Origin of the sequence: Pseudarthrobacter sp. NPDC055928, assembly GCF_042270935.1 — a bacterium.
Lineage (GTDB): Bacteria > Actinomycetota > Actinomycetes > Actinomycetales > Micrococcaceae > Arthrobacter.
On sequence record NZ_JBHJZH010000012.1, the window covers coordinates 55,686 to 66,809 of the forward strand.

General features: G+C 62.6%; 11 protein-coding genes. 4 read left to right on the forward strand and 7 right to left on the reverse strand.

Translation table 11 applies throughout. The annotated features are described in order from the left end of the window. Both ACFC25_RS15225 and ACFC25_RS15230 read left to right on the forward strand, forming a co-directional pair. The gene (locus ACFC25_RS15225) at nucleotides 1-555 is read left to right on the forward strand and encodes a DUF3090 domain-containing protein (protein ID WP_337348160.1); all 555 of its coding nucleotides are present in this window, start codon (nucleotides 1-3) and stop codon (nucleotides 553-555) included. Further along, nucleotides 555-1,322 carry an SCO1664 family protein gene (locus ACFC25_RS15230; protein WP_376046550.1) on the forward strand — a complete coding sequence of 256 codons (768 nt, stop codon included), beginning with the start codon at nucleotides 555-557 and terminating at the stop codon, nucleotides 1,320-1,322. Before ACFC25_RS15225 ends, ACFC25_RS15230 begins: the two co-directional genes overlap by 1 nt. A 75-nt stretch (nucleotides 1,323-1,397) precedes the next feature. On the opposite strand, the gene nrdF is transcribed toward ACFC25_RS15230, so the two are convergent. From nrdF to ACFC25_RS15265, 7 genes are all read right to left on the reverse strand, one after another. Beyond that, nucleotides 1,398-2,372 carry a class 1b ribonucleoside-diphosphate reductase subunit beta gene (gene nrdF, locus ACFC25_RS15235; protein ID WP_066291871.1) on the reverse strand — a complete coding sequence of 325 codons (975 nt, stop codon included), beginning with the start codon at nucleotides 2,370-2,372 and terminating at the stop codon, nucleotides 1,398-1,400. Nucleotides 2,373-2,468: 96 nt separating this feature from the next. Next, nucleotides 2,469-4,589, reverse strand: a complete 2,121-nt coding sequence (gene nrdE, locus ACFC25_RS15240) for a class 1b ribonucleoside-diphosphate reductase subunit alpha (protein WP_376046722.1) — start codon at nucleotides 4,587-4,589, stop codon at nucleotides 2,469-2,471. Between the two features lie 62 nt (nucleotides 4,590-4,651). Next, nucleotides 4,652-5,056 carry a class Ib ribonucleoside-diphosphate reductase assembly flavoprotein NrdI gene (gene nrdI / locus ACFC25_RS15245; RefSeq protein ID WP_337351258.1) on the reverse strand — a complete coding sequence of 135 codons (405 nt, stop codon included), beginning with the start codon at nucleotides 5,054-5,056 and terminating at the stop codon, nucleotides 4,652-4,654. A gap of 198 nt (nucleotides 5,057-5,254) precedes the next feature. Next, nucleotides 5,255-5,500 carry a glutaredoxin-like protein NrdH gene (nrdH, locus tag ACFC25_RS15250; RefSeq protein WP_337348171.1) on the reverse strand — a complete coding sequence of 82 codons (246 nt, stop codon included), beginning with the start codon at nucleotides 5,498-5,500 and terminating at the stop codon, nucleotides 5,255-5,257. A gap of 474 nt (nucleotides 5,501-5,974) precedes the next feature. Continuing rightward, nucleotides 5,975-7,348: a class I SAM-dependent methyltransferase gene (locus tag ACFC25_RS15255; protein WP_376046553.1), complete on the reverse strand. Its 1,374-nt coding sequence runs from the start codon at nucleotides 7,346-7,348 to the stop codon at nucleotides 5,975-5,977. Continuing rightward, the gene (locus ACFC25_RS15260; RefSeq protein ID WP_376046556.1) at nucleotides 7,345-8,076 is read right to left on the reverse strand and encodes a DUF1365 domain-containing protein; all 732 of its coding nucleotides are present in this window, start codon (nucleotides 8,074-8,076) and stop codon (nucleotides 7,345-7,347) included. The genes ACFC25_RS15255 and ACFC25_RS15260 overlap by 4 nt, the downstream gene beginning before the upstream one ends. Beyond that, complete coding sequence (locus ACFC25_RS15265; protein ID WP_376046558.1) at nucleotides 8,073-9,446, reverse strand: NAD(P)/FAD-dependent oxidoreductase; 1,374 nt, start codon at nucleotides 9,444-9,446, stop codon at nucleotides 8,073-8,075. Before ACFC25_RS15265 ends, ACFC25_RS15260 begins: the two co-directional genes overlap by 4 nt. Nucleotides 9,447-9,570: 124 nt before the next feature. Between ACFC25_RS15265 and ACFC25_RS15270 the strand changes: the two genes are divergently transcribed. After that, nucleotides 9,571-10,488 carry a LysR family transcriptional regulator gene (locus ACFC25_RS15270; RefSeq protein WP_337348175.1) on the forward strand — a complete coding sequence of 306 codons (918 nt, stop codon included), beginning with the start codon at nucleotides 9,571-9,573 and terminating at the stop codon, nucleotides 10,486-10,488. Nucleotides 10,489-10,533: 45 nt separating this feature from the next. Continuing rightward, nucleotides 10,534-11,040, forward strand: coding sequence for a DUF2004 domain-containing protein (locus ACFC25_RS15275; protein ID WP_337348176.1), 507 nt, complete (start codon nucleotides 10,534-10,536; stop codon nucleotides 11,038-11,040). Nucleotides 11,041-11,124: the final 84 nt, after the last annotated feature.

The following is an 11,124-nucleotide window of genomic DNA, read 5'->3' on the forward strand; positions in this document are numbered from 1 at the left end:
ATGCCCACACTTGTTCACGAGTTTGCCTGGCCTGACCGGGTTGTCATCGGCACCATCGGCGTTCCGGGGGCGCGCACGTTCTACCTGCAGGTTCGCTCAGGTAAGCAAATCGTGAGCATCGCACTGGAGAAGCAGCAGTCGGCTCAGCTCGCCGAGAAGATTGACGAAATCCTCGATCAGCTCATCACCCTCGAATCCAACCCCTTCAGCGTTCCCAAGGGAACTCCCATCGAGCTCGTCGACAATGACCAACTCGAGGCGGTCACCGAGCAATTTCGAACCGGAGCCATGACCTTAGGCTGGGACCCGACGACCGCGCAGGTGGTTATAGAGGCATACCCAATCACCGAAGTCGATGCTGATGACCCCGTCGAATCACTTGCGGAGAACGGCGCTGATGTGCCCGAAATGTTGCTGGTGCGGATGCCGGTTGGCACCGCCCGGGCATTCGCCAAGCGGACCCGGGAGGTGGTGGGCGCCGGGCGCCCGGCATGCCCGCTCTGCGGTTATCCCGTGGACCCCGACGGGCACGTCTGCACCTTGCCCGAGGTCTGATGCCGGCGTCCGACCTGCTGACTGACGAACTGCTCCTCATTGGGCGCATCACGACGGCGTCGAACGCCACCTTCCTGGGCAGCATCGGCGACACCACGGTCGTTTATAAGCCGATAGCCGGGGAGAAACCGCTGTGGGATTTTCCCGATGGCTTCCTTGCCCACCGGGAGGTCGCCGCCTACCTGGTTTCTGAGGTCCTCGGCTGGAATGTTGTGCCACGCACATGGCTGCGGGACGGTCCATTAGGCAGAGGAATGGTGCAGCTGTGGCAGGAGTCAGACCCGGACCAGAACGCAGTGGAACTCATTGCGGCGGACGACGTACCGGAGACCGGGTGGAAACAAGTCCTTGAGGGTCAGGATGAGCACGGACGGATGGTCGCCCTCTTCCACGAGGACTCTCCGGCGCTCAGACGCATGGCGGTGTTCGACGCCGTCGTGAACAACGCCGACCGCAAAGGCAATCACGTGCTGGCCATGAAGGACGGACACCGGCACGGCGTGGACCATGGGCTCACTTTCCACCGTGACCACAAGCTGCGGACAGTGCTGTGGGGGTGGCTGGGCGACGCTCTGACCGTCGAGGAACTTGAGGGCATCGGCCGTGTCACCGAAGGACTGGACGGGGGGCTGGGCCGAAACCTGGCGGACTTGCTCAGCGCCGAGGAAATCGCTTCGCTCACTGCACGCTGCACACGGTTGCGGTCCACCCGGCAGTTTCCGGCTCCGAATGGTGAGATGCCCGCGGTGCCTTGGCCGCTGTTCTAGGCATGTTTATGTACACGAATGCCCCGCACGCTTGGCGTACGGGGCATTACAAGGCTGAGGGGACCTTGTTGTGTGCTAGAAGTCCCAGTCCTCGTCTTCGGTGTTGACGGCCTTGCCGATCACATAGGAGGAACCAGACCCCGAGAAGAAGTCGTGGTTCTCGTCGGCATTCGGGGAAAGTGCCGAGAGGATGGCCGGGTTCACGTCGGTGACGGAAGCCGGGAACATGGCCTCGTAGCCCAGGTTCATCAGCGCCTTGTTGGCGTTGTAATGCAGGAACTTCTTGACGTCCTCGGCCAGGCCCACACCGTCGTAGAGGTCGTGCGTGTACTGGACTTCGTTCTCGTACAGCTCGAAGAGCAGTTCGAACGTATAGTCCTTGATTTCCTGCTTGCGTTCCTCGGACAGGCCTTCGAGGCCCTTCTGGAACTTGTAGCCGATGTAGTAGCCGTGCACGGCCTCATCGCGGATGATCAGGCGGATCAGGTCAGCCGTGTTCGTCAGCTTGGCACGTGAAGACCAGTACATGGGCAGGTAGAAGCCCGAGTAGAACAGGAAGCTTTCCAGCAACGTGGACGCTACCTTGCGCTTCAGGGGGTCATCGCCCTGGTAGTAGTCCATGACGATCTGAGCCTTCTTCTGAAGGTTCTCGTTCTCGGTGGACCAGCGGAATGCCTCGTCGATCTCCTTGGTGGAGGCCAGCGTGGAGAAGATGGAGGAGTAGCTCTTGGCGTGTACCGACTCCATGAAGGCGATGTTCGTGTACACAGCTTCTTCATGCGGGGTGAGCGCATCCGGGATCAGGGAGACGGCGCCAACTGTGCCCTGGATGGTGTCCAGCAGCGTCAGGCCAGTGAAAACGCGCATGGTGAGCTGCTGCTCAGCCGGCGTCAGCGTATTCCAGGACTGGACGTCGTTGGACAGCGGCACCTTCTCGGGCAGCCAGAAGTTGTTAACGAGGCGGTTCCAGACATCCACGTCCTTGTCGTCCTGGATGCGGTTCCAGTTGATTGCCTCGACATGCGTCAGCAGCTTGACCTTCTCGGTCATGTCATCCCCTAAACGTTGGGTTGTTCTTTGAAGTTAAGCGTACGACGGCGGGCGGGCGCCCGCCGTCGTACTGTCACAATTTAGTTGAACCTACAACTACAGCATGCACGAAACGCAACCCTCAACCTCAGTTCCCTCCAGCGCGAGCTGGCGGAGACGGATGTAGTAGATGGTCTTGATGCCCTTTTTCCAGGCGTAGATCTGGGCCCGGTTGATGTCGCGAGTGGTGGCGGTGTCCTTGAAGAACAGCGTCAGGGACAGGCCCTGGTCCACGTGCTGCGTGGCAGCGGCGTAGGTGTCGATGACCTTCTCGTAACCGATTTCATACGCGTCCTGGTAGTACTCCAGGTTGTCGTTGGTCAGGTACGGCGCCGGGTAGTACACGCGGCCCAGCTTGCCTTCCTTGCGGATCTCAATCTTGGACGCCACCGGGTGGATCGAGGAGGTGGAGTTGTTGATGTAGGAGATCGAGCCCGTCGGCGGGACAGCCTGCAGGTTCTGGTTGTAGATGCCGTGCTCCATGACCGAAGCCTTCAGCTCGCGCCAGTCATCCTGCGTGGGGATGTGGATGTTCTTGAACAGCTCCGCAACCTTCTCGGTCTGCGGGACCCACTCCTGCTCGGTGTACTTGTCGAAGAACTCGCCCGAGGCGTACTTGGACTTCTCGAAGCCACCGAAGGTCTGCCCGGTCTGGATGGCCAGCTTGTTCGAGGCGCGGACTGCGTGGAACACCACCGAGTAGAAGTAGATGTTGGTGAAGTCCAGGCCCTCTTCGGAACCGTAGTGGACCCGCTCGCGAGCCAGGTAGCCGTGCAGGTTCATCTGGCCGAGGCCAATGGCGTGGCTCTGGTCGTTGCCGCGGGCGATGGACGGCACCGAGGTGATGTTGGACATGTCGGACACTGCCGACAGCGAGCGGATGGCCGTCTCGATGGTCAGGCCGAAGTCCGGGCTGTCCATGGTCTTCGCAATGTTCAGCGACCCCAGGTTGCAGGAAATGTCCTTGCCGGTCTGGTCGTAGGACAGGTCATCGTGGTACGTGGTGGGCTGGGAGACCTGGAGGATCTCGGAGCACAGGTTGGACATGATGATCTTGCCGTCGATCGGGTTGGCCCGGTTCACGGTGTCCTCGAACATGATGTACGGGTAGCCGGATTCGAACTGGATCTCGGCGAGGGTCTGGAAGAACTCGCGTGCCTTGATCTTGGTCTTCTTGATCCGGGAATCGTCCACCATCTCGTAGTACTTCTCGGTGACCGAGACGTCGGAGAACGGCATGCCGTAGACGCGTTCGACGTCGTACGGCGAGAACAGGTACATGTCCTCGTCCTTCTTGGCCAGCTCGAAGGTGATGTCCGGGATGACAACGCCCAGCGAGAGGGTCTTGATGCGGATTTTCTCGTCCGCGTTCTCGCGCTTGGTGTCCAGGAAGCGGTAGATGTCAGGGTGGTGCGCGTGCAGGTACACGGCGCCGGCACCCTGACGGGCACCGAGCTGGTTGGCGTAGGAGAAGCTGTCCTCGAGGAGCTTCATCACGGGGATGACACCGGAGGACTGGTTCTCGATCTGCTTGATCGGGGCGCCGACTTCGCGGATGTTGGTCAGCGCGAACGCCACTCCTCCGCCGCGCTTGGACAGCTGCAGCGCGGAGTTGATGGACCGGCCGATCGACTCCATGTTGTCTTCGATGCGGAGCAGGAAGCAGGAGACCAGCTCGCCGCGCTGGCGCTTGCCGGCGTTCAGGAACGTGGGAGTGGCCGGCTGGAAGCGGCCTTCGATGATCTCGTCCACCATCTGCAGGGCCAACTGCTCGTCGCCCCGCGCCAGGTGCAGGGCCACCATGCAGACGCGGTCCTCGTAGCGCTCAAGGAAGCGCTTGCCGTCGAACGTCTTCAGCGTGTAGGACGTGTAGAACTTGAACGCGCCCAGGAAGGTCTCGAAGCGGAACTTCTTCTTGTATGCGCGGTTGAAGAGCTCGCGGATGAAGTTCATCGTGTACTGGTCGAGGGTTTCGCGCTCGTAGTACTGGTTCTTCACCAGGTAGTCGAGCTTCTCTTCCAGGTCGTGGAAGAACACGGTGTTGTTGTTCACGTGCTGCAGGAAGTACTGATGCGCGGCTTCGCGGTCGGCCTCGAACTGGATCTCTCCGTTGGGGCCGTACAGGTTCAGCATGGCGTTGAGCTCGTGATAGCCCAGACCCTTGTAGGCGGCCGGCATCTCGGGCTTTTCGACGGCGGCACTCCGCTTTTCAGCGGCGGTGCCCTGGCCTTCGGCCCTGGTTACTTCTGTATCTGCGACAGTCGTGTCCAAAACGTGTCCAATCCATTGTTGACGCGGGCAACGTCGTCTGGCGTGCCCATAAGTTCGAAGCGGTAAAGCGTGGGAACTTTGCATTTGGCGGCGATGATGTCCGCAGCCATGCAGTAGTTGTCCCCGAAGTTTGTGTTGCCTGCACCGATGACGCCGCGGATCAGTTTCCTGTTCTGCGGGTTGTTCAGAAAGCGGATGACCTGTTTGGGCACCGATCCTTCTCCCCCGGTGCCGCCATAGGTCGGCACCACCAAAACAAAAGGCCTGGTGGCGAGAAGGGGTGCGTCTTTCGGGTAAAGCGGGATCCTGCCCGATTCACGGCCAAGCTTCGCAACGAAGCGGCTGGTGTTCTCGGAGGTGGAGGAAAAATAGATGAGCTGGCTCTGCGTTGTGACAGGATCCGGCGAAAACGCCTGGTCCTTGCCGGCACCATCCCGTCCGGCGCGCTGAGCCGCGTCAACGGGATGGTCGGTTTCACCAGTTGCTGTGAAGGAAGCCCCGGCTGTTGCCAGTGCCACGGGAGTCACCTCAGCTGCATCGAAGGTTGCCTGACGGCAGGAAAAAGTAAGGCCCTAGGCCACGGAGGAAACGGCAGATAGTGCCAGTTCCTCGATCTTGTCCGGGCGGAAGCCTGACCAGTGGTCCTGGTCCGTGACCACAACAGGAGCCTGCATGTAGCCCAGCGCCTTCAGGCGATCGAGCGCCTCGGCATCCTGGGAGATGTCCACGCTCTGGTAGGCGATGCCCTTCTTATCCAGTGCGCGGTACGTTGCGTTGCACTGAACACAAGCCGGCTTTGTGTAAACCGTAACGGTCATGGTCCCTGTCCCCTTTGTCGAAATATCGCTCTTCTTAGGCGGGCCGTTCCGAACTGGAATCCATGTCCGTTACTGCCGCCTGCATTGCCGCTTCCGCAGCCCGTCTACAGTTTGATGTCCTGCGCTGGTGTCCCGCTCAAGCTGTATGTAGATACTACATGTAGTGCAGACGGCTCTTCGGAACCCCAAGATGATGTATTACAAGTATGTCATTTAATGCACTTTTAATCCACAGGCAGGACCCCGCAAAATGTCCGGAAATCCGCTGATTTCAGGGACGAAATCCACACCCTGTGGAGTACTTAGCCACATTTAAGCCCCAGCGTGTCGTTCCGTGGACGGCGTGTCGCGCCTTGTGCCGGGGGCACTACATGTTGTGTTGGACACGCCAAAAGGGGCCCCGAAGCGACCTCCGGAACCCCTCAAGGTGATCAATCCCACGGACAAGCAAGGCCATCCGCGTGATCGTGGCAACTAGAGCTGCGCCTCCCGGCGGTCCAGCACAATCTGCTGGACGTCCAGGTAGCCAGACTGGAACCCCGCCCGCGAGTAGCAGAGGTAGAACAGCCACATCCGTTGGAAAACCGTGTCGAAGCCGAGCCCGGCCACTTCCTGCGAACGGGCCATGAAGCGTTCCTCCCACAGCCGCAGGGTGGCCGCGTAGTGGTCCCCCATGCCCATGCGCTCCCGGACCCGGAGGGTGGTGTGCTGCTGCGTCACGCCCTCGATGGCCCGCACCGAGGGAAGGAAGCCGCCGGGGAAGATGTACTTATGGACCCACGTGTAGGCGTTGCGGGTAGCCAGCATGCGCCCGTGCGGCATGGTGATGGCCTGGATGGCCACCTTGCCGCCGGGGGCCAAGACGCGGTCAATCGTCTGGAAGTAGATGGGCCAGTATTCGTACCCGACGGCTTCGATCATTTCAACCGATACGACGGCGTCGAACTCGCCTTCCACGGCCCGGTAGTCCTGCAGCCCCACTGTCACCCGGTCCTCGTAGCCGGCAGCGGCGATCCGCTCCTGGGCCAGGGCCTGCTGCTCACTGGAAAGGGTGACGCTGTACACGGTGGCCCCGCGCGCCGCTGCCCGCAGTGCCAGCTCGCCCCAGCCTGTGCCGATCTCCAGCACGCGCGTCCCTTCCCGCACTCCCGCCTTGTCCAACAGCCTGTCGATCTTGGCCTGCTGTGCTTCCGCCAGCGAATCCCACGGCACGGACGTCAATGCTCCGGCTTCCGCCGGGAACAGCGCCGACGAATAGCTCATGGTGGCGTCCAGGAAGGTCGAGAACAGTTCGTTGGAGAGGTCGTAGTGCCGGGAGATGTTGCTGCGGGTGTTCTGCTCGTCGTTGCGCTCCTGCCGCGGCGTACGGGGCAGGTAGAGCGTGCGCAGCTTTTGCAGCGGAGTCGGGATCAGCGTGTCCACGGACGCCGCGAAGACTTCCAGCACGCCGGCGAGGTCCGACGCCTCCCAGTCCCCGGCCATAAACGACTCCCCCAGCCCGATCAGGCCGTTGTCCCCGATCCGGGCCTCAAACGCCTCTGGCCTGACCATGGTCATGACGGGCGCGGCGGGACCGCCGTTCCCGAGGACTGAACCGTCCGGGTAGGCCACACGCAGGGGCAGACGGCGGGCGGCACCCCTGAACAGCAGGCCCGCGGCCTTGCCCGCCACTAATGCTTTAGTGCCCGACGGCGCGTGGGCCACTCCGGGCCAGACGTCCGGATCGATGGTGGCCGGGGCTGCCGGTACCCCGGCAATGTTCCAATCAGTCACCCGGGAATGGGTTGCGGGCTTGGGGTTGGAAACCTTCGCGGCTGCAGCGGTTCCGTTCTCATCGGTCATTGTCATTGAACTGCCTCCTGTGAGGGGTGATGTTGTCTTTTGACGACGGGCAGGCGTTTTGCCCAGAGCTTCACGCCCTGGATCCTGATCAGGGCGGAGACCAGCAGCGGCGCCGCCGGAACCGCCAGTGCCGCTGCAAGGATGTTCCTCGTGGTGGCGGGGCGCCTTTCACCGTCCATGGTGGCGATGAACGGCCGGTGTCCTTCGCGCTCCAGCACGATCGCTACAGCCAGCCGCTCATCCGGTGCAGGCAGCTTCATCCGGTACTGCCCGTCAACGTCGTTGAACGGTGAAACATAGAAGGCCTTGGGCACGCTGGCCCGGCCGGAGGAGTCGGTCTCCAGGAGGTAGCAGTGCCGTTCGCCGTAAGTGTTGTGCACTTCGGCGATGACGCACTGCAGGTCCCCGGACTGCCGAAAGCACCAAAAGAGCGTGAGCGGATTGAAGACGTACCCCAAGACCCTGGCGCTGGTCAGCATCCGGATGTTCCCGCCGTCGGGCTTAATCCCCCGGGTCCGCAGGAACCGCTCAACATTGGCCCGGATGGTTGCCGACGGGTCACCCAGGTGGTCGCCGGCCCGGAAGACGGCCAGCGGCTGCAATAGCCACGGCAGCCGAGGGAGCCGGTCGACGTCAACAAACCAGCTGTAGCTCCGGTACGTGAAAGCGTTCTTCAGCGGGGTTTGACGCACATGGGATATGGAGGTGCGGTAGATGGCTGCCGATTCACTCATGCGCCCTCCAAAGCCAGCAGTCCTGGCTCCCCCGCCGTCCCGGCCGCAGCCCAGGTCCGGCCCAGCATGGCAGCGGCCCGGACGCCGGACAGGGCACCGTCCTCATGGAAACCCCAGCCCAGGTAGGCTCCGGCAAAAGCGATGCGGTTGCTGCTGAGTGCCCTGATGCGCTGCTGGGCCTGCAGGGAGTCGGGCGTGTACTGGGGGTGTTCGTAGACCATCCGTTCGAGCACCTGGTCATCGGCAATGAGTTCGGACTCCCCCAGGCTGACCAGGTAGGGCCGGCCGTCCGCGGGCTCAAGCCGCTGCAGCCGGGTGAGGTCGTAGCTGACAAGGACCTTGTCGGGGCGGGCGTCGCAGCCGGGGAGCCGGTAGTTCCAGGACGCCTTGGCATTGTCGGCGCCGGGAAGGACCGCCGGGTCGCGGTGGAAGACAGTGTGGTTGACGGAATAGGGCATCCCGCCGAGGGCTTCCTGCTCCTCCGGAGTGGCGTCCGCGAGGAACCCGAGTGCTTGGGCGGGATGAGTGGCTATAACCACGGCGTCAAAGTTTTCCACGCCGTTCCCGGTGGTAACTTCCACGCCGTCGTTATGCCTGCGGACGGATGTTACCGCCGTTCCGAGCCGGATGTCCGGCAGTGTCGCGGCAAGCTTCTCCACGTACCTCGCTGAGCCGCCCGTCACGGTGCGCCACTGGGGCGAGCCCTTGACGCCCAGCATGCCGTGGTGCGCCAGGAAGGTAAACAGATACCGGGCCGGGTAGGACAGCGCTGTGGTGGGGTCGCAGGACCAGACGGCGCTGACCACAGGAGTCATGAAATGCGAGATGAAGTAGGGGCTGAAGCGCTCCCGCTGCAAAAACTGGCCAAGAGTCAGCTCCGGCGTGGCGGCGTCGGGGAGAACGGGCGACTCCGGCTCTGCCTGGATGACTGACCGGGCCCGGCGGTAGAAGCGCATGACCTCCACCAGCATCCGGAGGTAGCGTCCACGCAGCAGGCTGGACGGGCGGGCAATAATCCCCCTGGCGCCGTCGCGCGCCCCGGCGTACTCCAGGCCGCAACCGTCGCAGCGGATGGACATGCTCATTTCGGAATCCTGGGTTTCCACGCCCAGCTCGGCGAACAGCCTCAGCAGCGTGGGGTACGTCCGCTCGTTGTGGACGATGAAGCCGGTATCAATCCCCAGGGCTTGGCCATCCTGCTGAGGCACGCTGTGCGTGTGGGCATGGCCACCCAACCGCGTGTCCGCTTCGAAGAGGGTCACGTTGTCGTGCCGGTTAAGGACGTAGGCCGCCGTCAGGCCGGCCACGCCGCTGCCGATGACCGCTATGCGTCTGCCCGCGCCGCCACTTCGGGTGGGGATCAGTGACAATTCTTGCTCCTCTGCTGAACATTGCCGTTGGGTAGTCAAGGGCAGTTCGGAACGGTGAGAGGGCCGGATGGGTAAAAATGCCGGCTTCTTTTTCGCGGGCAACCCGGCAGAGTAGTGTGGGCGGGTGGTTAATCCCGTACATCTGAAGACACTGCTCGAAGTGACGCGGCTCGGCTCATTTGCGGCCGCCGCAGCCCGGCTCGGGTACACGGCGTCGGCGGTTTCACAGCAGATGTCCGCCCTCGAACGGGACACGGGGGTAGTCCTCTTCCAGCGCTCGGCCCGCAGCGTGGTCCCCACGGAGGCAGCCGAGGTGATGACCCGGCACGCCGCCAAGGTCCTCACGGACATCGAGGCGCTGATGGCCGCCGCTTCAAGGACCCAGGACAGCGCCAGCCAGGAGCTCAGGCTGGGAATCTTTCCCAGCCTGGCTACCTACGTCCTCCCCCGGATCCTGCAGAATCCGGCCTGGAAGAACCTGGGGATCGACCTCAGGGTCTCAGTGGCGGAGCCGTCCCAGACCATCCAGGGACTGCGGACCGGCGGGGATCTTGATGTGGCGCTGGTCTTCCAGGTGGGCCAGTCCGGGCTCGCGTGGCCGCACACCATCAACAGGCAGTGGATCGGTGACGACAACTTCCGCGTGGTGCTGCCCGCCGGCTGGGGTTTCCGTTCCGATGCCAAGGTCGCCGCGGACCATCTGTCCGAGATGCCTTGGATCATGCACCACCCCGGCACTCCCGACGCGGTGGTGATCGAGCGGCTCTTCGCAAGCTGCAACCTGCATCCGCGGGTGGTGGCCCATAGCGACGACTTCCACGCCAGCCTGGAGATGGCGGCGGCCGGACTGGGCGCCGCCCTGGTGCCGGAACTGGCGCTGCGGCACCGGCCGGCCGGGGTGGTGGTGCTGGACGTTCCGGAGATCCGGCTGGCCCGCAACGTTTTCGCGCTCCTGATCAATGAGAAGAAAACCGCCCGCGTGCAGCTGTTCGTGGACCTGCTGGCCGAAACATTCGCAGGCCTGGGGACAACAGGCAATTAGGGCCGAATGCTGGAACGGACCGCTTTTCGGGTCTATGTTGAAGATATGAACAGGGTAGCGAGCCAGCACTTTGGAGAAATCGAGCTCAACCACGGCGAGGATCACAACATTGCCGCTAAACATGAGCTCGGCGGAACCACACTGGAACTCGACCTGAACATCAACGCGCACGACCACTTTGACGAAGCAGCCATGCACAAGGTGGACTACCGGCTCCGCTACCTCCCCGAGCTCGTTGACGAGGTCCGCGACATGATCGCCGAAGAGCTGGAGCAGGAGGGCACAAGCCCCCAGGAGTACCTGCGCTTCCACTGCAACGCCCTCAAGGACGAGCACCTGAAGAAAGTCTTCGGCGTCGAAGACCGCAGCCAGCTCACCAACGCTGTGTTCCTCAAGGCCCTGAAGCTCGGCCATGTCGGCATCTATCCGGGGCAGCCGGAGCGCTATTTCGTCCTTGATTTCACGCTCGGCTCGCACTTCACCGACGAGGTCCTGGTGGTCTCAGCCGACGAGGACGGCGTGGTTGACGACGAAATCCTCTGGGAATCCTGAACAAAACCACTGCATAAAGCCCGACGGCGGCCGGTCACTTAGGTGACCGGCCGCCGCTGATTGGGGTGCTTTAGTTACTTGGCT